The 24,153-nt window shown below is 44.6% G+C and carries 26 protein-coding genes and 5 tRNA genes; 7 read left to right on the forward strand and 24 right to left on the reverse strand.

What is annotated here, in order from left to right; all coding sequences use genetic code 11:
* Positions 1 to 22: 22 nt before the first annotated feature.
* From sodA to BC8716_RS19825, 11 genes are all read right to left on the reverse strand, one after another.
* Entirely contained in the window at positions 23 to 631 is a 609-nt protein-coding gene (gene sodA / locus BC8716_RS19775) for a superoxide dismutase SodA (protein ID WP_011246559.1), read from the reverse strand.
* A 170-nt stretch (positions 632 to 801) separates the two neighbouring features.
* Positions 802 to 891 (reverse strand) — tRNA-Ser (locus BC8716_RS19780).
* 4 nt (positions 892 to 895) lie between these two features.
* Positions 896 to 969 (reverse strand) — tRNA-Ile (locus BC8716_RS19785).
* Between the two features lie 17 nt (positions 970 to 986).
* A tRNA-His gene (locus BC8716_RS19790) sits at positions 987 to 1,062 on the reverse strand.
* A 30-nt stretch (positions 1,063 to 1,092) separates the two neighbouring features.
* Positions 1,093 to 1,169: transfer RNA gene (locus tag BC8716_RS19795), tRNA-Met, on the reverse strand.
* Positions 1,170 to 1,171: 2 nt separating this feature from the next.
* Positions 1,172 to 1,246, reverse strand: a tRNA-Asn gene (locus BC8716_RS19800).
* Between the two features lie 112 nt (positions 1,247 to 1,358).
* Positions 1,359 to 2,981: a Na/Pi cotransporter family protein gene (locus BC8716_RS19805; RefSeq protein WP_094428482.1), complete on the reverse strand. Its 1,623-nt coding sequence runs from the start codon at positions 2,979 to 2,981 to the stop codon at positions 1,359 to 1,361.
* Between the two features lie 400 nt (positions 2,982 to 3,381).
* The gene (locus BC8716_RS19810; RefSeq protein ID WP_094428484.1) at positions 3,382 to 4,431 is read right to left on the reverse strand and encodes an LLM class flavin-dependent oxidoreductase; all 1,050 of its coding nucleotides are present in this window, start codon (positions 4,429 to 4,431) and stop codon (positions 3,382 to 3,384) included.
* Between the two features lie 52 nt (positions 4,432 to 4,483).
* On the reverse strand, positions 4,484 to 5,167 hold the full coding sequence (locus BC8716_RS19815) for an NfeD family protein (protein WP_094428486.1): 684 nt from the start codon (positions 5,165 to 5,167) through the stop codon (positions 4,484 to 4,486).
* A 97-nt stretch (positions 5,168 to 5,264) separates the two neighbouring features.
* The gene (locus tag BC8716_RS19820) at positions 5,265 to 6,149 is read right to left on the reverse strand and encodes a DUF1002 domain-containing protein (protein ID WP_094428488.1); all 885 of its coding nucleotides are present in this window, start codon (positions 6,147 to 6,149) and stop codon (positions 5,265 to 5,267) included.
* Between the two features lie 105 nt (positions 6,150 to 6,254).
* Positions 6,255 to 7,409, reverse strand: a complete 1,155-nt coding sequence (locus BC8716_RS19825) for an MFS transporter (protein ID WP_094428490.1) — start codon at positions 7,407 to 7,409, stop codon at positions 6,255 to 6,257.
* 91 nt (positions 7,410 to 7,500) lie between these two features.
* Here BC8716_RS19825 and yqfZ point away from each other — a divergent pair, with 91 nt between their 5' ends.
* Together yqfZ and ispG are read left to right on the forward strand one after the other, a co-directional pair.
* Complete coding sequence (yqfZ, locus tag BC8716_RS19830; RefSeq protein WP_094428492.1) at positions 7,501 to 7,851, forward strand: protein YqfZ; 351 nt, start codon at positions 7,501 to 7,503, stop codon at positions 7,849 to 7,851.
* A 99-nt stretch (positions 7,852 to 7,950) separates the two neighbouring features.
* On the forward strand, positions 7,951 to 9,054 hold the full coding sequence (ispG, locus tag BC8716_RS19835; RefSeq protein WP_094428494.1) for a flavodoxin-dependent (E)-4-hydroxy-3-methylbut-2-enyl-diphosphate synthase: 1,104 nt from the start codon (positions 7,951 to 7,953) through the stop codon (positions 9,052 to 9,054).
* Positions 9,055 to 9,095: 41 nt separating this feature from the next.
* On the opposite strand, the gene BC8716_RS19840 is transcribed toward ispG, so the two are convergent.
* Positions 9,096 to 9,521 carry a CD225/dispanin family protein gene (locus tag BC8716_RS19840; protein WP_257392265.1) on the reverse strand — a complete coding sequence of 142 codons (426 nt, stop codon included), beginning with the start codon at positions 9,519 to 9,521 and terminating at the stop codon, positions 9,096 to 9,098.
* A gap of 93 nt (positions 9,522 to 9,614) precedes the next feature.
* Between BC8716_RS19840 and BC8716_RS19845 the strand changes: the two genes are divergently transcribed.
* Positions 9,615 to 10,199, forward strand: coding sequence for a 5' nucleotidase, NT5C type (locus BC8716_RS19845; protein WP_094428496.1), 585 nt, complete (start codon positions 9,615 to 9,617; stop codon positions 10,197 to 10,199).
* Between the two features lie 175 nt (positions 10,200 to 10,374).
* Here BC8716_RS19845 and BC8716_RS19850 read toward each other — a convergent pair whose 3' ends face one another.
* The 6 genes from BC8716_RS19850 to BC8716_RS19875 all read right to left on the reverse strand — a co-directional run bounded on the left by BC8716_RS19850 (position 10,375) and on the right by BC8716_RS19875 (position 15,141).
* A complete protein-coding gene (locus BC8716_RS19850; RefSeq protein ID WP_094428498.1) occupies positions 10,375 to 10,599 on the reverse strand; it encodes a DUF1540 domain-containing protein in 225 nt (74 codons plus the stop codon).
* A 115-nt stretch (positions 10,600 to 10,714) separates the two neighbouring features.
* On the reverse strand, positions 10,715 to 11,131 hold the full coding sequence (locus tag BC8716_RS19855; protein ID WP_094428500.1) for a Fur family transcriptional regulator: 417 nt from the start codon (positions 11,129 to 11,131) through the stop codon (positions 10,715 to 10,717).
* Positions 11,132 to 11,177: 46 nt separating this feature from the next.
* Positions 11,178 to 12,053 carry a metal ABC transporter permease gene (locus tag BC8716_RS19860; RefSeq protein ID WP_094428502.1) on the reverse strand — a complete coding sequence of 292 codons (876 nt, stop codon included), beginning with the start codon at positions 12,051 to 12,053 and terminating at the stop codon, positions 11,178 to 11,180.
* The gene (locus BC8716_RS19865; protein WP_094428504.1) at positions 12,046 to 12,819 is read right to left on the reverse strand and encodes a metal ABC transporter ATP-binding protein; all 774 of its coding nucleotides are present in this window, start codon (positions 12,817 to 12,819) and stop codon (positions 12,046 to 12,048) included. Before BC8716_RS19865 ends, BC8716_RS19860 begins: the two co-directional genes overlap by 8 nt.
* Positions 12,820 to 13,048: 229 nt before the next feature.
* A complete protein-coding gene (locus tag BC8716_RS19870; protein ID WP_094428506.1) occupies positions 13,049 to 13,765 on the reverse strand; it encodes a lytic transglycosylase domain-containing protein in 717 nt (238 codons plus the stop codon).
* A 236-nt stretch (positions 13,766 to 14,001) separates the two neighbouring features.
* Positions 14,002 to 15,141: a sensor histidine kinase gene (locus BC8716_RS19875; RefSeq protein WP_257005983.1), complete on the reverse strand. Its 1,140-nt coding sequence runs from the start codon at positions 15,139 to 15,141 to the stop codon at positions 14,002 to 14,004.
* Between the two features lie 171 nt (positions 15,142 to 15,312).
* Between BC8716_RS19875 and BC8716_RS19880 the strand changes: the two genes are divergently transcribed.
* The gene (locus BC8716_RS19880; RefSeq protein WP_094428508.1) at positions 15,313 to 15,579 is read left to right on the forward strand and encodes a DUF2624 domain-containing protein; all 267 of its coding nucleotides are present in this window, start codon (positions 15,313 to 15,315) and stop codon (positions 15,577 to 15,579) included.
* A gap of 87 nt (positions 15,580 to 15,666) precedes the next feature.
* On the opposite strand, the gene BC8716_RS19885 is transcribed toward BC8716_RS19880, so the two are convergent.
* Complete coding sequence (locus BC8716_RS19885) at positions 15,667 to 16,545, reverse strand: deoxyribonuclease IV (RefSeq protein ID WP_094428510.1); 879 nt, start codon at positions 16,543 to 16,545, stop codon at positions 15,667 to 15,669.
* Between the two features lie 16 nt (positions 16,546 to 16,561).
* Positions 16,562 to 17,923 carry a DEAD/DEAH box helicase gene (locus tag BC8716_RS19890; protein WP_094428512.1) on the reverse strand — a complete coding sequence of 454 codons (1,362 nt, stop codon included), beginning with the start codon at positions 17,921 to 17,923 and terminating at the stop codon, positions 16,562 to 16,564.
* Between the two features lie 248 nt (positions 17,924 to 18,171).
* Here BC8716_RS19890 and vrrA point away from each other — a divergent pair, with 248 nt between their 5' ends.
* The 3 genes from vrrA to BC8716_RS19905 all read left to right on the forward strand — a co-directional run bounded on the left by vrrA (position 18,172) and on the right by BC8716_RS19905 (position 20,405).
* Entirely contained in the window at positions 18,172 to 18,717 is a 546-nt protein-coding gene (gene vrrA, locus BC8716_RS19895) for a VrrA/YqfQ family protein (protein WP_157730501.1), read from the forward strand.
* A 106-nt stretch (positions 18,718 to 18,823) separates the two neighbouring features.
* Positions 18,824 to 19,315 carry a CarD family transcriptional regulator gene (locus BC8716_RS19900; protein ID WP_094428516.1) on the forward strand — a complete coding sequence of 164 codons (492 nt, stop codon included), beginning with the start codon at positions 18,824 to 18,826 and terminating at the stop codon, positions 19,313 to 19,315.
* A 145-nt stretch (positions 19,316 to 19,460) separates the two neighbouring features.
* Complete coding sequence (locus BC8716_RS19905) at positions 19,461 to 20,405, forward strand: 4-hydroxy-3-methylbut-2-enyl diphosphate reductase (RefSeq protein ID WP_094428518.1); 945 nt, start codon at positions 19,461 to 19,463, stop codon at positions 20,403 to 20,405.
* A 49-nt stretch (positions 20,406 to 20,454) separates the two neighbouring features.
* Here the strand turns inward: BC8716_RS19905 and BC8716_RS19910 are convergent, their stop codons facing one another.
* The 4 genes from BC8716_RS19910 to rpoD all read right to left on the reverse strand — a co-directional run bounded on the left by BC8716_RS19910 (position 20,455) and on the right by rpoD (position 24,141).
* Positions 20,455 to 21,576, reverse strand: a complete 1,122-nt coding sequence (locus BC8716_RS19910; RefSeq protein WP_094428520.1) for a Nif3-like dinuclear metal center hexameric protein — start codon at positions 21,574 to 21,576, stop codon at positions 20,455 to 20,457.
* Entirely contained in the window at positions 21,573 to 22,277 is a 705-nt protein-coding gene (locus BC8716_RS19915) for a tRNA (adenine(22)-N(1))-methyltransferase (protein WP_094428522.1), read from the reverse strand. Before BC8716_RS19915 ends, BC8716_RS19910 begins: the two co-directional genes overlap by 4 nt.
* Positions 22,278 to 22,371: 94 nt before the next feature.
* The gene (locus BC8716_RS19920; RefSeq protein WP_094428524.1) at positions 22,372 to 22,755 is read right to left on the reverse strand and encodes a c-type cytochrome; all 384 of its coding nucleotides are present in this window, start codon (positions 22,753 to 22,755) and stop codon (positions 22,372 to 22,374) included.
* A gap of 264 nt (positions 22,756 to 23,019) precedes the next feature.
* A complete protein-coding gene (rpoD, locus tag BC8716_RS19925) occupies positions 23,020 to 24,141 on the reverse strand; it encodes an RNA polymerase sigma factor RpoD (RefSeq protein WP_011246534.1) in 1,122 nt (373 codons plus the stop codon).
* Between the last annotated feature and the right edge of the window lie 12 nt (positions 24,142 to 24,153).

A 24,153-nucleotide genomic window follows, 5' to 3' on the forward strand; every position in this document is an offset into this window, starting at 1 on the left:
TTCACGGCTCGTTGGCATTTATTTATTTTGCTGCTTCGTAACGTTTGCTAACCTCGTCCCAATTGACGACGTTCCAGAAAGCTGCAATGTAGTCTGGGCGACGGTTTTGGTAGTTCAAGTAGTAAGCGTGCTCCCAGACGTCAAGTCCGAGGATAGGCGTTTTCCCTTCAGACAATGGTGTATCTTGGTTAGGCGTGCTTGTAATTTCTAAATTGCCGTTATTGACAACTAGCCAAGCCCATCCTGAACCAAAGCGTCCTTTTGCTGCGTCTGCAAATTTGTTTTTGAATTCTTCAACGCTGCCGAAAGTTGATTTAATGTCTTCTGCAAGAGCGCCAGTCGGCTCACCGCCGCCATTTGGACTTAAAATTTGCCAGAAGAATGTGTGGTTTGCATGGCCTCCGCCATTGTTGCGGACCGCTGTGCGGATGTTTTCTGGAACAGCATCCAAGTTTGCAACCAAATCTTCAATGCTCTTCTCTGCAAGTGCTGCATGTCCTTCCAATGCAGCATTTAAGTTTGTTACATACGTATTGTGGTGTTTTCCGTGGTGAATGTTCATTGTCGCCTCATCAATATGCGGTTCAAGTGCATTTGCCGCGTAAGGCAATTCTGGTAGTTTGTAAGCCATGTTTAATTCCTCCTTAGTTTCAAATAGTCTTCGATTCTCAATTAGATTACCATTAAAGACAGCGCTCCGCAAAGAAAATGCTCGCGCTTTCTCATTTATTTTTTATTCCCTATTCCCTTGTCATTAAACATAAAAAAACGCCTTTTTATTTAGGCGTTTTTTTTTAAAAACGGAGGAAGAGGGATTCGAACCCCCGCGCGGTGTGACCCGCCTGTCGGTTTTCAAGACCGATCCCTTCAGCCAGACTTGGGTATTCCTCCAAAGTGGACCCTGTAGGACTCGAACCTACGACCAATCGGTTATGAGCCGACTGCTCTAACCAACTGAGCTAAGGGTCCGCAAATATGTTTTAATATGGGGCGGCTGATGGGAATCGAACCCACGAATGCCGGAACCACAATCCGGTGCGTTAACCACTTCGCCACAACCGCCATAAAAGCTTGATTCGTTATGTATAGATATGGTAGCGGCGGAGGGGATCGAACCCCCGACCTCACGGGTATGAACCGTACGCTCTAGCCAGCTGAGCTACACCGCCAATGGCTCCACAGGCAGGATTCGAACCTGCGACCGATCGGTTAACAGCCGATAGCTCTACCACTGAGCTACTGTGGATCGTCCTCCATACTCCTCATTCGGACAAAAATTATATTACCACGTTTTTCTCTTTGATGCAACGATTATTTAAGAAAAAACGGCCGGCTTTTACTTCCGGCCGTTAAATAGGCTAATCGCCAATTACCGATTGGGCAATGTTGACCGAATGGTCGCCAATTCGTTCTAGGTTGCTAATAATGTCGACAAAAACAATCCCCGCCGAACCAGAACATTTGCCCTCATTTATCCGTTTAATATGTTGTTTTCTTAGCTTTCTTTCCATGCTATCAATTAAATCTTCATGTTTTAAAACGTCATGTGCTTTATCAAGATCATCCCGTTCAAGGGAATCCATTGCTTCTTCTAATGTCGAATACGTTAATTTGAACATCTCGTTTAAGTCATTTAAGGCAATATCGCTCATTTTCACTTTATTCGCTTTTTGATAATCTTTCAATTCAACAATGTTTTCCATATGGTCGCCAATCCGTTCGATATCCCTGACGACATTTAATAGCGTTGAATGGAGATTGGAATCAGCAGGCGACAAGGAACGTGCCGACACTTTAACCAAATAGTCGGTGATCTCGCGGTCTAAATTGTTAATTGCTTGTTCATACTGAAGTGCCAACTCGGCGTCCTTCTTTTCGCCTGTTTCCATATAGCGAATCGCTTGCTCTAATCCCTTTTTCGAGTAATCGGCCATATGGAGAATTTCTTGTTTGGCTTGTCCTAAAGCAATTGCTGGCGAGTTTCCGATAAAGATCGGATCTAAATGTTTTGGTTTGTAATCTAAAGCAAGTTCATCTCCAGGAACAAGCTTCGTAACGATATAGGCCAGTACAGCGATACACGGAAATTGAATGATTACATTTGCGACGTTATAGACACCGTGGGCTGCAGCAATTTGCATGGAAGGGCCTAAATTGAATTGTCCACCTAAGAATGCAATAAAGTTTACGAAAAGTGGAAATGCAATCATTACTAGCACCGCGCCAATCGTATTAAACACAACGTGTGTTAGTGCGGCTCTCCGTGCCCCTACTGTGGCGCCAATCGCGACCAATACAGCCGTAAGGGTAGTACCGATGTTATCGCCAATTAATACCGGTAGCGCCGCTTGCAATTCCATTGCTCCTTGCTCATACAATTGTTGGACCAACCCGATTGCCGCTGAAGAGCTTTGCAGAGCAACAGCCAGGATAATTCCAACAACAATTCCTAAAAACGGGTTTTCTCCCATCCTAACGGTGAAATCAACAAACGGTTCCCAATTGCTAAGTGGCCGCAAGCTACTGCCCATTAGATCGAGACCATAAAAGAGCCCACCAAACCCAAATACGACTTGGCCAATATAATTGACTTTTTTCTTTTTGAAAAAGAAAATTAAAAATGCCCCTACTGCCATAATCGGCAAGCTATATTCTTTCAAATTAAGTCCAATAATAAATGCTGTTGTTGTTGTCCCAATATTTGCGCCCATTATAACAGCAATCGCTTGCCTAAGCCGCATAAAGCCCGCATTCACAAGACCGATCGTCAACACCGTTGTCGCTGTACTACTTTGTAGCAAAACCGTTACGACAATCCCTGAAATAAGACCCATAAAAGGATTCGTTGTGTATTTGTCTAGCAAATCCCGCAATCGGTCCCCTGCTGTCTTTTGGAGGCCGTCTCCCATATATTTGACGGAAAATAGAAAGATTCCTATCCCTCCAAGAAACGTAAACAGCAACGTTTGAAACTCTCCCACGCATCTCATCCCTTCATCCAACTCATTTTTGGGCGTCTTTCGACAAACCTCAACATCATGGTCCGTGTCTATTATTAAACAATTATTGAGTATTTGTAAATGATATTTACCGTTTCTTAATGTTTTCTTTACAAAACAAAAAAATGAGTGGCTATAGGCAGCTAACTTGTCGTTATAATATGTGATTTGTCTAGTCTTATACAAAAAGACAGCCAATAAATGAACCGCTGCTTGGCCACATGGTCAGCGCTGATGTTTCATTTATCGACTTTAAAGGATACAGTTTGTGTTTTGCATTGATAAAAAACAGGAAAAAGAGTGAGTTCAGTAAACTGGCCCTTCATTTACAGTTTACAGGTCTCACTCCCTTTTGATCAACCGTGTTCAGTCGGGTATGCCTTTATTGCGACGTTTCCCACCGGAAGACTTCCTCCCTTACGCGGGGCGCCGTTTCTTTTCCGAAAAGCTCAATTGCCTTCATGACATCTTCATGTGGCATTGAACCGACTGGCACATGGAGCATAAATCTTGTGATCCCTACATATTTACGCAGGTGAATAATTTTTTCAGCCACCGTCTCAGGATCTCCAACATAAAGAGCGCCCTCAAAGCTCCGTGCAGCATCAAAGCTTGAGCGGGTGTATACTCCCCAGCCTCTCTCCCGGGCAAGCGTATTCATCGCCTGCTGGGTAGAAGGGAAGAATGTGTCTGCCGCAGTTTCCACATCTTCGGCAATAAATCCATGTGAATGAGAGGCGACTTGGAGTTTTAATGGGTCATGTCCTCCATGCTCAGCTGCTTTATAATAAAGTTCCACTAGAGGAGCAAAGTGGAGTGGATTTCCACCGATGATCGCGAGGACAAGCGGAAGACCGAGGAGCCCTGCCCGAATAACAGATTCCTGGTTGCCTCCGCTCCCAATCCATATAGGCAGCGGGTTTTGTACAGGCCGTGGATACACACCTAAATTTTGAATAGCCGGGCGATGCTTGCCGCTCCACGTTACTCTTTCTGACTTTTGTAGATGCATAAGCAAATCAAGTTTCTCGTCAAACAGCTCATCATAATCATTTAAGTCATAGCCAAATAACGGAAACGACTCAATGAAAGAGCCCCTGCCTGCCATCACTTCCGCCCGTCCGTTTGAAAGCCCGTCAAGCGTTGCGAAATCTTGGAAGACGCGTACAGGGTCAGCTGATGAAAGCACAGTCACCGCACTTGTCAGCCTAATTCGTTTCGTTTGCGAAGCCGCCGCAGCCAATACGACAGCAGGGGAAGAAGCGGCATAATCTTGGCGTTGATGTTCTCCTACGCCAAATACATCGAGCCCAACCTTGTCGGCAAGGACAATTTCCTCAACGACTTCCCGTAGTCGTTGGGCATGGCTGATTGTTTTCCCCGTCTTTATATCCGGAGTCGTTTCTACAAAGGTACTAATGCCTAATTCCATTGTCTTTCCTCCATTTTACTTTTCCCCTAGCTGCAGTGAGACAAGCTTTGCCTTACTGGTGATCCTTATTACTTTGATTTGCTGGTTGATCATCTTCATTTTCCACTTCGACGGCTTTGACTAAAATTCTCGTTCCATCGACGGAGACAACTTCCACTTCTGTATCGGCTTTGATCCAACGGCCCCCGCTTGTTGCACTGTATGGGTTCCCCTCAATGTCTATGGTCCCAGTAGGACGAAAGTCAGTCAAAGCTACCCCTTTCTTTCCAACAAGTTCTTTGTAGCTTTCGTTCATTGAGTTATAGCCTTTTTCAGAAGAAAGTTGGTCTTTTAGTGTCATTTTCGCCCACATATTCCGATGGGGAAAAACTTTTAAGAACAAAAGAGACGCAAAGGCACCGATCACGGTTGCAAATGAAACAAGCACGCCATAAACGAAATCCGGGGCAGGGATCGCCAGACCGATGATCATTAGTATAACCCCAATCGCAGCAATTGTGCCGTCTGATGTCACGTTGCCGTCAAATATAATGAGTCCGAGGCCAATTAAATAAAAAACAATCACCCAAGTGCCAACATCCCCGTTTAAATGGTAGATAAAATACATGCATATTAATCCAATGCCGAGAAGGCCAAATAGACCCCTTGCCCTAACCAACAATTCGCCGATTAAAAATAATGTCCCAAAAGCAACTACGATAAATCCAATCGAAGCTGAATCGAGCCAATCAATCATAAAATCGACCTCCCTATCATCACTTATACCTTTTCTACGTGCTGCTCTTCAAAAAGTTTCAGTCCCATAACAAAAAGAGAGGAGCACTCCTCTCTTATTATGAACGAAATAGGTCAGCAATGGAATCAAAAAAGCGTTTCATCGCATCAATAAAACTATCGAGGAATGATTTTGCCTCTTCGCTTTCGACAAAATTACCAAAGTTCTCCCTTACTTTAGATAGCTGATCCTTTAAGTGATCCCAATCAATATCAAGATCTTTCATTTTCATAAATAACGCTGTAAGTTCATCCGTTTCCTGATCCGATAGCGTCACATTAATTTCATCAGCAAGCTTAATAATAATCGTCCGCATTTCCTCTTCTGTTTCAATGCTGGTGCTAGCAATTTCTTCTTTCACTCGGGTAATTAACTCATTTGCCTCTTCACTGCCAATCGATTCAGCCAGCTCTGCTGTTCGGATCATTTCCTCATTGGCAACGGTCTTTTGCTCCTCTGGAATATCCAAGTCAGCAGCTGTCTCATATGCTTTAATCAACCCAGTGAGAGCAGCGGTACCTGAAACTTCAAACGGAGCTGTGACATATACTTCAGCGTCTTGTACGCCAGCTGTTACTAAAGCATTGGCATACATTTCATTTGATACCCAGCTAATTCGATCAGAAGTCACTTGTATGCCGGTGCCAGCAGGGGCAATTGTAATTTTCGACGAAGACAAGGCTTTATTGCCGATTTGGCTGGCGCTAATATACTGACCTAAGTATAAGTGCTCTTCTTCATTGGTTACATAAATGGTTTCATACTCATCGGGCAGTTCCATCCGTTTTAAAATATCCCGTTTCTGCTCCTCAGATAAGTTTTGGCCAAGGGTGACAATCACATCACCAGGGACAGCATCTGCAAATGCTAGTTTTGGCATAAACGAAATAACAAGCAATAGCGCAGTCAAAGCGATGCTTATTTTCTTTAACTTTGTTCTCATCAAACTGATCACTCCTGTTCGTGAGGCAACTGTTTTTACAGCCCTCTCAAATAGGTAACCTCTTTTTGGTTCATCCGAGAAGGGTCTAAAGTCCTGGTTCGCTGCTTAAATTTGTGTGATATGTTGGTTTTTTTCCCTGTGACGGCATACTCCTATTATAAAGAAAGCCGCCAAAACGACAACTAGGCTGCCAATTGCAACCATGCCATTGCCTATCCACATTTGATAAAAAAGAGGCGCTGCCGCAATGCTTAAAAACCTTGCCATCGACAGACATGCAATTAGATGTTCACGAACAGCCCCTGCTGTCTTCCCCCCCAAGGCGTTGCTTGCAAGAGGCAAGGCGACCCCTGTACATCCGCCGCAAATCGAAAGAACGACACAAAGTACAATCGCTTGCTCACTAAAAAATAGCAGCAAAAGTGTGCAACATAGCAGCAAACTTAGCAGTACACCACGTATGGCTGTTTGACCCACGTTGGCAACAAAGCGAATATTCGCTGAGCACAGCACCATTGCCAAAAACGGAAGTGCTAACAGCACACCCCGAACGGCAGGAGAAAAACCGAAGAGCGAGAATAAATAAGAAGCATAAAAAAACAAACCATATAATAAAAACAAATGTACTAGGCTTAACGTATACTCAGAGACGGCAACGAAAAAATAGCGCCGGAAAGAGAGTGGACCCACTTTCGGATTTCCCCATTTTAGCGGCGCAATATTGCGCCAGACAAAAAAGATGCTGCCAACAGCCAATAAGAGAAACAGGTATGGGCTTAATGTCCAAGTCAAATACAGTAGCAAACTCCCTATAAGTGGACTGCTTACTTTTGCGATGCCATTGCTAAGTTCAAGCCGCCCAAAGAGGACCAACTTTTCGTTGCCTTTTGCAAAAGCACCTGCATACGTGTACGCAAGAGAAGTTGCGCCGCCTGCTCCCATCCCGGAAACTATCCGACCAGCAAATAAAAGAGTGGCACCCCCATTCATTTGGGCCCACACACTGACAAGCGACCCTACCATAACTAAACAACAGCTTATGACCATTGCCTTGCGAATATTCGTACGCCTGGCCATTTGTTGGGCAAACGGAATAGCGACCACACCTGCTAATGTAAAAATGCTTAAAAACCAAGTGCTTTCCGTTTGTGTAAATGCGTATGTTTGTTGGATAACGGGCAAAAGCGGCACATACATCGAATTCCCTAAGACGATCAGTGTCGGCAGTAAAAACAGCCCTGAATAATCATTCTTTTTCATTAGAGCCCTCACGAATGAATAGATTTTAAGCAAACGTCCACTCTATAGGTTGTACATATTGAAGCCATTCATGCAAAAAGGAGGCCGCACTGTGAAACGGATCTTTTACGGGATTGTCTTGGTTATTGTTATTCTTGGCATACACCATGATTTAACTGGCGGCACGTTTGCAGAAGAAAAAGGGACTCCTCCTGCCCCTTTAGCCGTTCAGGTGGAAGAGGGTCAAGGAGAGGATGAGCCATCACTACCCTATCAAGAAGTGATTATTGAACCAGGGCAAACTGTCCTCTCTGTCGTTGAACATTTGCATGGCCGCCAAGTTGACCGTCCAATCGAATCAATCATCGCAGACTTCCGCGAATTAAACGAGCAAATGGAGCCAAACGCGCTTCAAGTCGGCGGGCGTTACCGATTTCCTTTGTATGATGATGAACCTGAGTGAATATCCTTGCCAGCCCCAGTTATTCATTGATAGAATAGAACAGACTCCATAGGAGACAAAAGATGGGCACAAAAGCCCCTCAAAGGAGCGATTAGGTCTATGGCCGAGAGAGTTCACCGCAAAAATACGCGCCCTGTTAAGGTAGGAAACCTGACAATAGGGGGAAATGATGAAATTATTATCCAAAGCATGACGACAACAAAAACGCATGATGTCGAAGCGACTGTTGCGGAAATTAATCGATTAGAAGAAGCTGGCTGCCAGATTGTACGTGTAGCTTGTCCAGATATGCGAGCTGCAGAAGCAATCTCTGAAATAAAAAAACGCATCAATATTCCCCTTGTCGTTGATATTCATTTTAACTACAAGTTTGCGCTTAAAGCAATTGAAGGTGGCGCTGACAAAATCCGCATCAATCCTGGCAATATCGGCAAGCGCGAGAATGTAGAAGCAGTCGTAAAGGCAGCAAAAGAAAAAGGCATTCCAATCCGCATTGGCGTCAACGCCGGCTCGTTGGAACGCCATTTGCTTGAGAAATACGGCTACCCAACTGCTGACGCGATGGTCGAAAGTGCATTGCACCATATCCGTATTTTAGAAGAACTCGATTTTTACGATATTATCGTATCGATGAAAGCCTCGGATGTGCGTTTAGCGATCGAAGCTTATGACAAAGCGAGCAAAGCATTCGACTACCCGCTCCATCTGGGCATTACTGAATCAGGCACGCTTTTTGCCGGGACGGTAAAAAGTGCAGCAGGAATTGGCGCCCTTCTGCATATAGGTATTGGCAATACATTGCGGATATCGCTGTCTGCTGATCCGGTTGAAGAAGTAAAAGTGGCACGGGAACTATTGAAATCGTTTGGCCTTGCCGCTAATGCAGCAACACTCATCTCCTGCCCAACGTGCGGGCGGATAGAGATTGATTTGATTAGCATCGCCAACGAAGTGGAAGAATACATTGCAAAAATTAAAGCACCGATAAAAGTCGCTGTTCTCGGTTGCGCCGTAAATGGCCCAGGCGAAGCCCGAGAAGCAGATATCGGTATTGCCGGAGCACGGGGCGAAGGACTTTTGTTCATGAAAGGCGAGATTGTCCGTAAAGTCCCAGAAGAAACAATGGTGGAAGAGCTAAAGAAAGAAATCGATAAACTTGCAGAAGAGCATTATGCAAAACAACGCGAAGCTCAGCCGAACTAAACCATTTAAAAGCCGACTCGGGTCCGAGCCGGCTTTTTCGTTTAAAAATAGGGTGAAAAGATAAGCGTAGAGAGAACAGAAACAATGCCTATTGCAGTGGCCCAAATGCCTAACCCTCTTGCCCCCCGTGAAATTGCAACAGCGCCGCAAATAATGCCGGCTGTGCCTAACAATAATGGGACAAGAAACAAGGAAGTAATGGAGAGGATGAGCGCCAATGTACCTATCCCTTTCCCGGCATCTGTTCGGTCTGCCTCTTCTTCTGGATCTTGTTCTCGCAACCTTTCGTCTGCTGAAAATTCGCTTGCCGTTTCCTCGTTAAAACGGTTTTCATCTTGATTGTCCAGCAAGTAGTCTGAACCTTCTTCGCCATCATGGCCATCAACATGCGTATTTAAGAAGGTTAGCGATGGATCATTTTCATCGACTAATTTAACCGGTTCTTTCTGTTTGTTTTCCGCCAACATGCTTCCCCCGCTTTCTTATGAAGATTGTCGTTAGTTTGCCGTAAAAGGAAGCGATACATGCTGCCAAGTATTACTAAAAGAGGTGTAATTGTAATGAAAAAACGGATTGGACTCGATATTGACGGTACGATTACAGACCCGGCTACGTTTGTCCCTTATTTAAATAAAGATTTTAATAAGCAATTCACACTAGCTGATTTGTCTGAATACGACTTGACTAAAATACTCCGCATTACAGACAAAGAATTTTGGGATTGGATGGAAATAAATGAACCAACGATCTATGCTGAAGCAGAGCTCGCTTATGGTGCCAAACAGGCCCTTCTAAATTGGAGTAAAGAACATGAGCTCATTTACATCACAGCCAGGCGTAAACACTTAACAGACGTTACTACCTCTTGGTTCGCGAATCGCCAAGTGCCTTATCACCATATTGAACTTGTCGGCAAGCATGATAAACTCGAGGCCGTTAAAGCGCAAAAGCTTGACGTTTTTCTTGAAGACAAACATGATAATGCCGTCATGATATCCGAAGAATTCGCTATCCCTGTCCTCTTATTCGATACGCCTTACAACCAAATGCCAACCCCCAAATCTGTCGTACGGGTGCGAAACTGGCAAGAGGCATATCATTGGATGGCACGCTGGCTTAAAAGCGGAGAGGTGTCTTCTATATAAAAGGGCTTGCCAAGCAAGCCCTCAGACTGTAGACAAACGCCCAAACGCTCGCATACTTCGTCGTTTGCCTCACTCATATGAGCCCCCGTTCTATTCACATCTTCCCTCGGCCGCACTCCTCGTCTGACAAGCGTTTTCTATCCGTCTGAGCGGTTATTGACTTGGTTGGTAAACCTTAGTGTTCTTTTTTTGGTTTGAAGGTTTGGCAACACGTCTCTGCGCTTTGTTCGGCATGCTCGTGTACATCCTCTTGTGCATCGGCATGCCATTCACTGCTTGCTTCGACTTCATAGTCTGCTGCGTAAGGATCGGTTTCTACAAGAATTTCTTCAGCGCCACATTTGTTTCCCTCTGCCCAAAATGTGCAGTTAGATACTCGGCAATGGACAATTGGACTCATTGATATCCCCTCCTGCTTTTAGCTTTCGCGCTAAAACAAGCCGAAATACATGGCAACGCTTGCCTATTTCCTTCCTCCTAAACGCAAAAAAGCTTAAGGGCTCTCCCTTAAGCTTTTACTGCTGGCATTGTTCGCACATGCCGTATATTTCAAATTTATGTCCCGTAACATGGAAATGGGGAAATCGTTTTGCAAGCGACTCGTCCATTGGGCAATTGTGAAAATGCTCCGTTTTCCCACACTCTAAGCAGATAAGATGGTGGTGATGGTCGGACGTCCCACAATTGAATCGAAAACGCTTTTCCCCATCCAGCTCTGTCGTTTCCAGCAAGCCAATCTCAGCAAAAAGGGAGAGGTTCCGATAAATGGTATCGAAACTTAGTCCTGGATAGCTGTCTTGCATTGCTTCCAACACCCCTCGTGCACTTAAATAACGGGAGTTAGCTGCAAACAGCTTTAGCATCTCTTCCCGCTTGCCCGTATACTTATACCCTTCTTCTTTTAGACGATTAAGTGCAGTTGATACATCCATGCAATCGACCCTCTTTTTAGACTTTCTTTTAGTTTAACGGATTTTTTTAAGCTTGACTAGGTGTGTTTCCCCTACCGAACAGAAATAAGCCTTTTTTGCGATTTCGGCCAAACGCCAGTGACAAAAGCAAAATGATGACAGCAATCATGACAATCGCCCCACCTGGTGCTATTTGCAGCTGGTAGGCAGCAATTAAACCGCCAATTACTGCAATTTCGCCAAAGGCAACAGCAAATACAAACAATTGTTTAAACCCTTTAGCAAAACGCATGGCGCTCGCAACAGGCAGTGTCATAAGCGAGGAAACAAGCAGAATCCCCACAACCCGCATAGAGGCTGCAATCACAAGGGCAACCATTACCATAAACACGAGGTGGACAAGGCGCCGGTTAATTCCTGAAACAATTGCTTGCTCCTCATCAAACGACAAAAAGAACAATTCTTTGTAAAAAAAGATCAGCACAACAAAGACGACAACCGTTATGATCGCGATCGTAATAAAGTCACTGCGATTGACGGCAATGACTGAACCAAACAAATAATTGAGCAAGTCATTGTTAAAGCCATTGGCCAATGAAATGAAAATAACGCCAAGACCAATTCCAGCAGACATAATAATCGGAATCGCGATTTCTTTGTAATGGGCGTATACTTGGCGAAGTTTCTCGATAAAAAGGGACCCCCCTACAGAAAATGCCATTCCTAAGTAAAGAGGGTTCACCCCGCTCATAAACGGAAAGTAACTGCCAAGCAATAAGCTAAATGCAATTCCTGACAGGGTGATATGTGAAAGGGCATCAGCGATGAGCGACATCCGCCTGACCACTAAAAATACTCCTAGCAGTGGGGCTAACACACCGATTAGCATCCCTGTAAAAAAAGCATATCGTAAAAAATCATAAGTCAAGAACGCACTAAACATGGGCAACTCCTTCGTGGTTATGGGTTAGAAGTTGAACGTCATGCCCATAAAAGTCAAGTTTATCGGTTTTGGCAACAAATTCGTCTGACGTCCCATGAAAATGGATCGTTTTATTTAAGCAGGCAACTTCATTCACGTATTCCGTCATTGCTCCAATATCATGGGAAATCAGCAGCAATGTTTTCCCCTCTTCTTTATGCAGCTTTCTTAATAGCCCATAAAAATCACTAACACTTTTGGCATCGACCCCAACTGTCGGCTCGTCTAAAATAAGGAGTTCTGGGTCGCTCACAAGGGCTCTTGCAATAAAGACGCGTTGTTGTTGCCCCCCTGACAATTCACCGATGTTTTCATGCATATACTCTGACATGCCTACTTGGCGAATCGCCTCATTAATTTTGTCTTTATCCTGTTTGCGCAAAAAGCGAAACAACCCGACTTTGGCGTACAATCCCATTGACACTACTTCAAAAACAGTCGCCGGGAAGCCGCTAGAAAAGCTATTTGCTTTTTGGGAAACATAACCGATTTTATCCCATTGTTTAAATTTGTCTTGTGGCTGATTGAATAAAGAAATGCTGCCTTCGTCTGGGCGCAGAAGCCCAAGAAGCAGTTTTACTAGCGTTGATTTCCCTGACCCATTGGGACCGACAATCCCTAAGAAGGCGCCTTTTTCAATCGTTAACGAAATATTGCTTAAAACGGGACGCTTCCCGTAATGAAATGATACGTTTTTTAACTCTGCCAGCGGAGCATAGCGGTCCATGTTTTCACCGTCCTACTTATTCAGAATGCTTCCGATTTAATCCTTCTCCTATTATAACGATTATTTTTTAAATGTCTAGAGCTAAAAGCAATCTGTTGGGCCATTAAAAAAAGAGCGCTAAGCGCTCTCAGACTGTAGACAAACGCTCGCATACTTCGTCGTTTGCCCGCTCGTGTGCCCTATAAACACACATTTTTCGTACTTCATTCAAATTTACTCATGTTGTTTGTTACTCATCGCCTGCGTACACGACGGCAGGTGCTCCATGTCGCTTTGCTGCCGTTTGGATCTTTACCGCGTAACTGCTTTTTGCATCGCCGTTTTCATTGATGTACGATTCTAAACCACCCATGCCGCGGTTGTAGGCGGTCAATGCTTTATCCCAATCGCCATATTGGTCATAAAGAAAATCCAAATATTCAACGGATAGTTGAATCGCGTAGAATGGATCAAAAAGCAGTTCTTGACGATATTCTACACCAGCCATTTCAGCAATCCACGGAGCTGTATTTGTCATAAACTGCGCCATTCCATAAGCATGACCATACTTTGTCTTTGGGCCGACTGCATTTGTATCAAACTGCTCGCCGCTCTCAACTTTGAGCAATTCATACACAAGGTAGGGATTCATTTGCTTCTGTTCCGCTAAATGAGCTAAATACATCCCCCACTCTTTTTTAAAATGGCCATCGCTGTCTTCATATAATTCATCCGCAAGCTTCATTGCTTCTGACCAGACTTGATGATTGTCTTCAAATGACAATTCTTCGGCAACAGCACCTGTTTCTTGCAGTTCCTCTTCCATCGAGCCAAAAAGCTGCCTCATTTCCTCATTTTCCTTGGCCAGCTCCTTGTTTGTTTCACGGTAATCATGTATAAGTAAAAAGGCGCTACCAACTAAAGCCGCTAAAGCAGCTGCCAGCAGTACTTTCATTGTTCGCTTCACACTGTTCACTCCTTTGTCCTTTGAACGCTGAAAGCATAAGCGATTGCGTCATTAGGAACAAGGAGACAAACAAAGGCTAGAAGCGGCAAATGCCGAAAAATCAATTAAAAACCTTGCATTTCCTCCAGAATACTCTCTCAAAGGGCGAATTGCTCCCCTATTTCATTTGAGCCGCGCCAATAAAAGGCTCATCCAGGCTCAAAAAATGACTGGAACAAAACCAATATATATCCATGTCACACTAATAATGGCAATACCATCTCAATCCGCGTCCCAACATTGGCCTCACTCTGAATATAAAATGTGCCTCCATGGTCTTCAATAATCTTTTTGCATAACGGGATACCGACGCCCGTCCCTTTTTCTTTTGTCGTAAAAAATGGTTTCCCAAGTTGGCTTAGAACAGTATCAGGCATGCCTTTGCCATTATCGATCAGCTCAATAACTACTTGCTCGCCAACTTCTCTGCTTCTTATTTCCAACCGCCGTCCAGTTGACTGCTCTTCATAAGCTTCAATCGAATTGCGCAACAAATTAAGCATAACCTGCTTAAACATCGATTCATTTACGTGGCAAATCGCAAACGTTTCTTCAATGTCAAGTTGAAATTCAACACTGTGCAAAGAGCATTCCGCCCGCATCAGTTCAGCAAGTGATTGGAGCAACTGTGCTGGCGATTGCCATTTACGGTCGTTCTTTTTGCGTGAAACCGATAGAAAATCTTCAATAATGACATTCATACGGTTTAGCTCTGAAATAATCGTATTGTAATACTTCTGAAAATCGCTCGTCAAATGGGATAATTGCAAAAACCCCTTTATGACAGACAACGGGTTCCGGAGTTCGTGGGCGACACTGGCAGCAATATGCGATACTGCCTGCATTTGATGTTGAAATGTGACTAATTCCTCGAATTTTCGTTTTACCGTCAAGTCTTCTAAAAGCACATAGTACACAAAAGCATATGTCCCTCTCTCAGGAAATACAGTCACTTTGATCGTAGCATCGTCATCTTCATAACAGTTTTTAACAATTTGGTTGCCTCGCCCGACTGAAATGCTTAATTGTTCATTAATAAAATGCAGCAAATGATCAGAAACGCCTAACTCTGCCAGTGTTTGTTCTTCAAGGTCTTTTTCTGCCAAATCAGTGAGATGAACAAAGGATTCGCTCCAGTGGAGCTGTCGAAAGCACTCGTCTACCTTTAAGTAAGGGATATCCATCGCTTTAATAAAGGAAAACATTGAATGTGCGACGTCAGGCGGTTGTTTTATGTAAAGTAAATGGTCATCATGTACATCTACGCTTTTCGCCATTTGCCGCACTTGGTTACTCCCTATAGGGGCTGCTTTTTGATTTTGGGAAAGCTTGCACATCCTTGCCCCTCCTTCTTCAGTAGTGATCCTTATCTAACAACCTTGGCCGTAAACATTCCCCGCTACACTATTCTTATTCGAGATAATGGCGTTTTTTCCTGTTTTTGTTCTAATTAAAATTCCCGCTCATATAGTAACAAGACTTTCTTTTAAAGGGGGCGGTTTTGCACAGTGAATATCATCATGCAGCAGCTCATTAACCAAAAAATCAATTCGATTACTGAACCAGAATTTATTCAATTAGCCCACAAACATGGCTATCAAGTAACGTCAGCACAAACAAAAGCAATTTTCAAAATTATAAAGGCACAACGGATCGACATCGGGAATCGAGCACAAGTCGACCAAATTTTAGAGAGGCTGCGAACGGAAACAGACCCGTATATTGCCGCTGTTGTCGACGAATTGTTTGAGCAATTTCAACATTTTTTGGATTAACACAAAAAGCTCACGTCCTCTATTGAGAACGTGAGCTTGATCAAATTTTGGCCACACAGCCCATAAAAAATCTTTGTGTTGGGAACTTTATTTTTCAATAGGGTCAAGCAACTCCCGGCGCAACAACGCAATTTCATGTTTGTATGGAGGCCTTTTATCTTTCTTATCTTTACCTATGAAAGGCGTTTCTAGAATTTTAGGAATGTCTTTAAATTGGTCATGATGGACAATATAGTCGAGCGCTTTAAGGCCAATATGGCCATGGCCAATGTTTTCATGGCGGTCTTTCCGAGAACTGCGTTCATTTTTAGAATCATTGACATGGACGACTTTAATCCGTTCTGCTCCGATGATCCGGTCAAATTCATCGAGTACGCCGTCAAAATCATTGACAATATCATAGCCTGCATCGTGTGTATGGCATGTATCGAAACAAACCGATAAACGCTCATTGTGTGTGACGCCGTCTATGATTTTAGCAATTTCATCAAACGTACAGCCGCACTCAGACCCTTTTCCAGCCATCGTCTCAAGAGCGATTTGCACATCGCGCTTTTCAGTTAGAACTTCGTTTAAGCCTTCAATGATCTTTTTAATGCCTTCCTCTGCCCCTGCACCTACATGAGCACCTGGATGAAGTACAATCTGTTTTGCACCTATCGCTTCAGTGCGTTCAATTTCAGATCGCAAAAAATCAACGCCGAGGCGAAAGGTTTCTGGCTTTTGCGTATTTCCAATATTGATGATATATGGAGCATGGACGACAATGTTTGATAGGCCATGCTCCGCCATATGAGCTTTCCCCGCTTCAATGTTCAAATCCTCAATCGCTTTGCGCCGTGTATTCTGGGGCGCCCCTGTATAAATCATGAATGTCGTTGCACCGTAAGAGGATGCTTCCTCACTCGATTGCAGCAGCATTTTCTTTCCGCTCATCGACACATGGGAACCAATTAACAATGACATAAAATCTCCCTCCGTATTATTTCTCTTTACGCGCGTTTAAGCGTCTCTCCCGTTTTTTCTGTTTGGCAATTGCCGCTCTCGCTTTTTGTTTATAGCCAGGCTTTACTTTTTTAGGCCTAGCTTTTGCCTTGCCGCCGGTCCGAATGGGCCGGTTGCCTGTTTGTTTTTCAACAGTGGCTTTCCCTTTGTCTGTTGGTTGCTTTCGATTGATCCGGCCCGCTCCTACAGGAGGCTTAACGAGCTCTGTCCATTCACCATGTTTGAATTCCACAAACGAAAACACAATCCCGCGACTGGCAAGCTTCGCACACGCGGCTTCATCACTTTGCTCATACAGCGACAAGGCAATGCCGTCTGCGCCAGCCCGCGCTGTCCGCCCAACACGGTGGACGTAAAAATCCAAGTCTTGCGGAAACGCGTAATTGATGATGTGTGTCACGCCTTTAATGTCAATGCCTCGCGCAGCCAAATCTGTTGCAACCAAATACTGGATTGATAAGTCCTCAACCCGTTTCATTACTTTTTTTCGTTCCCGCGGTGACAGGCCACCGTGGAGGCAATCAACGAGTATATCCTCAGTAGCTAAAGCTGCTGTCACTTCGTCGGCTTGCTCTTTTGTATTGGTAAAGATGATCGCCAAATATGGGTTTAAACCGCGAATGGTCTCTTTCAACACGGTCAACTTGTCCCGGTGGCGCAATGGAACAAGCTGGTGGGTAACACGCTCTGCCGCCAGCTTTTCTGGTTGAACGTGGACATGCCGTGGGTTATTCATATATTTTTTTAAAAATGGCTGCAGCTTTTCAGGAACGGTTGCCGAAAAGACAAGCATTTGCAGGTCCTCGGCTAATCTTCCAGCAACTTTGTCAACGTCTTCTAAAAAGCCCATGTCGAGCATCTGATCTGCTTCGTCAACGACAAGCGTCTTTGCCGTGTATACAAGCAAGGAAGATGTATTGACAAGGTCAGCAATCCGCCCTGGCGTGCCGATGACAATGTGCGGTTGCTTAGTGGACAACCGTTGTGCTTGCCGTTTTCTGTCCGTGCCGCCAACGAAAAGCTGCGCATCTACTTGACCGTCATAATAGACAATCAGCTTTTTTAACTCATCAAATAATTGGGCGCAAAGCTCTCGTGTAGGGGCAGTGATCACTGCCTGTACCTCGTTTCGGTCGATGTCGAGCTGTTCGATGATCGGCAACAAAAAAGCGAATGTTTTTCCTGTCCCTGTTTGTGACTGGCCAATAACATCTTTTCGATTTAAAATCGCTGGAATCAACCGTTCCTGGATCTCGGTTGGCCGCTTGACCCCAATAGCGCTCAATCCTTTGAGCAGTCGCTCGTTTAAGCCTAAACGGCTAAAATGTTCAGCATTCATTTTTAACTCCTACTTTCCGTTCGATTGCAATACTTCATTTTACCATACTGGCATGTATTTCGTCCATTTGCATTTGCAGACACGATTTATACGACTGTTGCATAGGTTGCAGGTAAGAGACTATATAAAGATGGGGGAAAATTGACATGCACTCTTTTTTAGGCCCTCCTGCAAGTTCCCTTCCGATGCAACCGTTCCCAGCGACTCCCAATCCCTTTTTTGGTCCTAGCTCAATAATGGGGCCAGGCATGGCGCCAAGATTGGTCCAATCTGCCGCACGGCCTCTGGCGACCATTCCTGGGCAGGTGGCGCCTTCCTTTGCGACACAAAGGGTCGGAGGCGGTTTATTATCACGCTTGTTTGGCAGCGCCGCCTCTCGTGTTGGCACCGGCGGCTTTTCAGCTGGCAGCAGGTTGTTCGGTAGTGGCATGAACTTAACAACGATCCTGAATAATACGCAACGCGTGCTAGGCATCACTCAACAAGTGGCACCGATGATCCAACAGTACGGGCCGCTAATTAAAAATGCGCCGACGCTTTGGCGGATTTTGCGCTCTTCTCCTCAGACGGCAGGTGAAGATACAACAGGCCCGGAAGACACAATAGAACCAGAAACGGATTCGACTGGCATTGAGGAAACAGCAGAACTAAAAAGCGCTTCTGCTGACAGTGAGGAAACAGAACGACAAGTGGGCGAGAAAACGCAAGCCAAACCTTCAGATACAGCAGTTATTGTCAGAAAAAGAAAGAAACCTGCTGGAGATGAACTTCCAAAGCCTAAACTTTATGTGTAAAAATTTCGTTTTGGTTATTGACAAGTTTCTGCCCTCAGTAGTATAATTTGAAATTTATCTTTAAATGTGGTATACTAACTTCTATCACTTGATTGGAGGAATGTCCATGTTTAAAGTTGGCGACAAAGTTGTTTACCCCTACCATGGTGCAGGGACGATCCAAGAGGTGGAGGAGAAAAATGTATTGGGTGAGACGCATTTGTATTTCATCCTTCATTTCCCATTGGTAGATATAACGCTTATGCTTCCAGAGTCTCGAATCGAGCAATCAGGGCTCCGAAAGGTCATTCCCTCCTCTGATATTGAAAAGGTCGCAAAAGCATTGCAAAACGGGCCTGATACGCCGCCTTCAACGAGTCAATTTTCTCGAGATACGGAAAATTTATTAAAGACAGGCAGCATTATCGACGCTGCTCATTTAGTGTCGTCACTCTCGAAAAAACAGGCAGAACGGTCAAACGGACTCCATATCCAAGATCGCCATCATTTGCAAAAAGCACGGCAAGTGTTAGCCAGCGAACTTGTAGCTGTCCAAGATTTTTCAGAAGAACAGGCCTATGAATTTATTGACAACAATTTGCTCGATACAGCCAATTAAGCCATTATTGTTCTATGAAATCATAAGGCTTCCTGATTGTCAGGCTCCTTGATCTCCATTACAATAGAAGAGAAATCATCAAAACAGGGCTCTCACTTTTTCGGAAAGTAAGTAGCCCCGTTTTTTTAGGAGGCCACTAAATCAAATGGACGTTTTAAAAATTTCGCCAAGAGGGTACTGTTACGGCGTAGTGGATGCAATGGTGATGGCGAGACAAGCGGCGCAAAACTTGGACTTACCAAGACCTTTATATATACTGGGGCAAATTGTTCATAACCAACATGTGACGGACGCGTTTAAAGAGGATGGCATTATTTCATTAGACGGACCAAACCGCCTTGAAATTTTAAAAAACGTCACTCATGGAACAGTCATTTTTACAGCGCACGGTGTATCGCCTGAAGTTCGCCGTCTCGCTAAAGAAAAAGGACTGACTTGCATTGATGCGACATGCCCAGACGTGACTCGAACACATGATTTAATACGGGAAAAAGCAGAAGAAGGCTATCAGTTTATTTACATCGGCAAACAAGGTCACCCTGAGCCAGAGGGGGCCATGGGTGTCGCTCCTGACTCTGTGCACCTTGTCGAGACATTGGAAGACCTTGAGCAGCTTACATTGGATGACCGCGACATTATTATTACCAACCAAACGACGATGAGCCAATGGGATGTAGCCGATATTATGAAGCGCGCTATGGAGCTCTATCCAAACGCAGAAGTACACAATGAAATTTGTTTAGCAACGCAAGTCCGCCAAGAGGCGGTTGCTGAACAAGCTTCTCAATGTGACATCGTGATTGTTGTCGGCGATCCAAAAAGCAACAATTCCAACCGATTGGCACAAGTTTCCGAGCAAATTGCCGGTACACCCGCTTACCGTATTGGCGATTTGTCCGAACTGAAGCTAGAGTGGATCAAAGACGCCAAAAAAGTCGGCGTAACGTCAGGCGCGTCAACGCCGACGCCGATTACAAAAGAAGTGATAACCTTTATCGAGAACTATGACCCAAATGATGAATCAACATGGGATACGACGAAAAAAGTGCCGATCGAAAAAATTCTTCCAAAAGTGCGTGTAAAAAAATAACGCCCAACAAGCAAGCGACGCGAAAGCGCGGCTTGCTTGTTTTTTATTCTCATAAAAATTGAAATGGCTCTGTGCTTTGGGCAGAAGCGAATATATCTATATGGTAGCCGTTTTCGTTCAATAATGCTGCCATTTTCTCAGCAACGCCTTCTTTCATAATCGCCTCGATATGATGGCCCGCATCAATGACACACATCCCTGCCATTAATGCATCTTGAGCAACATGGTAATACAAATCTCCAGTGATAAGCACATCTGCCCCAGCTCGTTTGGCTTGCATCACATACTTATTGCCATCGCCTCCGAGCACAGCTGCTTTTCTGATTTTCGTATCCAACTCACCGACAACACGAACTGTTTTTACACCTAGCGCCTGTTTAACAAATTCAACATATGAGGCTAGCGTATGGTCGCCCTCAACTTTCCCGATACGACCGAGTCCTCGTTGCCATTGCGGTTGATCAAGTGGATACAAGTCGTAGGCAGGCTCCTCATACGGATGCGCCTTAACCAACGCTGCAATGACTTTGCCGCTCATATTGGCAGGCACAATTGTTTCAATGCGTACTTCGCCTACTTCTTCTTCTTTCCCTACCGTGCCAATATAAGGGTTGGTTCCTGCTTGTGGACGAAAACGCCCCATTCCCTCCGCCGAAAAGGAGCAGTGGCTATAGTTGCCAATGTGACCAGCACCAGCAGCGCCAAGGGACTCACGGATTTGTTTCGCATGGGAAGCCGGAACGAAAGCAACGAGCTTTTGCAATGTTTCTGTATAGGTCGGCGCCAGCACATTGCTATCTTTGAATTGAAGGCGCTCTGCAAGCAAATCATTAACGCCCCCTTCGGCAACATCAAGATTCGTATGGGCAGCATAAATGGTAATCTCATGTTCAATTGCTTTTTTTATCATTCTCCCCATCGGCGTGTCTACATCGATTTGCTTAAGAGGATGGAACAACAACGGGTGGTGGGCCAGGATAAAGTCAACGTCCTTTTCAATCGCTTCATCGATCGTTTTTTCCAGTACATCAAGGGCAACCATTGCTTTTTTGACCTTTTTTTTCAGTGACCCAACCATTAAACCGTTTTTATCACCTTCAAGTGCATATGACTTTGGGGCAAAAGACTCAAAGTATTGGATAAGCGTATTTGCTGCAACGGCGTTTTTCATTCTCCCAATGCCTCCTTTACAAGCTGCAAATTTCTTTCAAGCTTTCTTTGTTTTTCGCTCATTTCCTTTGTCTGTTTCCCTTTTTTCAGTTCCTCTAATACTTGAAGCCAGCTTTGTTGTTCGCGGCGCCACTTTTTGTGAAAAGCCGACGTTTGTTCACGTCGCAAAATCGGGCCAAGCAGCAAGTCTGCTTCTGTAAGAGGCGGTGTGTCTTTTTCTGCCACTGCCACGATAATTTCATATATTTTGCCGTCTTCCTCTATGATTTCCTCGGCCGAAATCGAAAATTCGTGATGTGAAAGCCACTCCCGCACTGCATGGGCTGCAATATTAGGCTGAAGCACAAGGGTTTGAACCCCTTGCAACTTTGTTTTGCCCTCTTCTAAAATCGAAGCAATTAACGGCCCGCCCATACCTGCTATTGCAATAGCTTCAACCTTATCATCGCTTTTCAGCACTTCTAAGCCATTTCCTTTACGGACTTCTACCGCATCAGAAAGACCTGAGCGACTCACTTGCGCACAGGCCGATTGATAAGGCCCTTCATTCAACTCACCAGCGATTGCAGTCAGACCGGGGCACCGCAATGCCAGGTAGCAAGGGAGGTACCCATGATCGGATCCAATGTCTGCAATGCGCTTATAATGGTATAAGTAGGAGGCTACCCGCTCAAGGCGCAAGGATAGCTGTTTGTCATTCATTTTGGAACCCCCAATGTATACGGATTGCAATAAATCTCTAACCGTTCTAAGAACGCTAAAGCGAAATGGAAAAAGAGCAAGGTTTCCCCTGCTCTTATTGGGAAGCGTCAAGCAAATACTCTGCTACGGCTTCAATTTCATTCTCTTGCAATTGGCCTCCGAAGGCCGGCATGCCGCCGTCAAGCCCATTGGTGACAATTTCAACAATTTCCTCATGAGACAAACGTCCCTCTAAATTATTGATAGCCGGAGCATTTCCGGTGCCTGATAAGTCATTGGCATGGCAGGCAATGCACGATTGTGAGACAACTGTTTCGCCGTATTCGATTGGATCATCAATCACGACTTCCTCTTGTGCCCCTTCTCCGCCTTCCTCAGCAACGTTGCGCATATGGTTGCCAACAGCTGAAAGCGCAACCATTAAAACGACACCAAGCAATGCAATAATGGCAAAAGGGATTAATGGGCGTCCTTTCATTAAAAGTGCTCTCCTTTCTAAGTTAGAGGTCTTTTTCTTATGTAAAAAAGCACGAATCTTCTTTAGTTTACTGTATATGGACACTTCTGAAAAGGGCTCGTCCCTATTTTAATTGAAAAACCAACAATTTGCCAGATGATACTATTAAGAAAATTTCAAATGGCGATTTGCATTTCCCTTTCATACCCAGTAAAATAGGAATTAAGCAAAATAGAATCGTTTGGCTTGCAAAGGGGCAAGCCAAACGATCAGCAATATCATTAATTAATCAAGAAAGTCTTTTAAACGCTTGCTGCGGCTTGGATGGCGCAATTTACGGAGCGCTTTTGCTTCAATTTGGCGAATTCGCTCTCTCGTAACGCCAAACACTTTGCCTACTTCTTCAAGCGTTCTTGTCCGGCCGTCATCAAGCCCGAAACGCAAGCGCAATACGTTCTCTTCACGGTCGGTTAGTGTATCGAGCACGTCTTCAAGTTGTTCTTTCAACAGCTCGTACGCGGCCGCATCCGATGGCGCTAGAGCTTCTTGGTCTTCGATAAAGTCGCCTAGATGGGAATCATCCTCTTCACCAATTGGCGTCTCTAGCGATACAGGCTCTTGGGCAATTTTTAAAATCTCTCTTACTTTGTCAGGGCTTAAATCCATCTCTTTGCCGACTTCTTCTGGAGTTGGCTCGCGCCCATAGTCTTGTAAAAGTTGGCGTTGTACGCGGATCAGTTTATTAATCGTTTCGACCATATGAACAGGAATGCGGATCGTACGGGCTTGGTCTGCAATGGCCCGTGTAATCGCTTGGCGAATCCACCAAGTGGCATATGTGCTAAATTTAAAGCCTTTGTCATAATCGAACTTTTCAACAGCTTTAATTAAACCCATATTGCCTTCCTGAATTAAATCAAGGAATAGCATGCCGCGGCCAACATAACGTTTTGCAATCGAAACAACGAGGCGCAAATTCGCTTCCGCTAACCGTTTTTTCGCCTCTTCGTCGCCTTGTTCAATCCGTTTTGCCAAATCGATTTCTTCTTCCGCTGAAAGCAATGGAACACGGCCAATTTCTTTTAAATACATGCGGACTGGGTCATTTATTTTAATCCCTGGAGGGACGCTTAAATCATTTAAATCAAACTCTTCTTCGTCTTTTGCTACTTGAGCAAGCGATGGCACGTCGTCTTCGCTTTCGTTCAAAAGTTCCACGCCTTGTTCGCCAAGATACTCGTAAAATTCATCCATTTGGTCTGAATCTTGTTCAAACGCAGCCATTTTCTCTGTAATTTCGGCATACGTCAATGTACCACGTTTTTTCCCAGTTTCCACCAGTTGTTCTTTTACTTGATCGATGGTAAGGTCACCTTCTGTTACAGGACGCAACGGTTTGTCAGCCATTCGATCCCCTCC

The sequence above is a fragment of the Shouchella clausii genome, assembly GCF_002250115.1.
In the GTDB taxonomy this organism is placed as follows: domain Bacteria; phylum Bacillota; class Bacilli; order Bacillales; family Bacillaceae_D; genus Shouchella; species Shouchella clausii.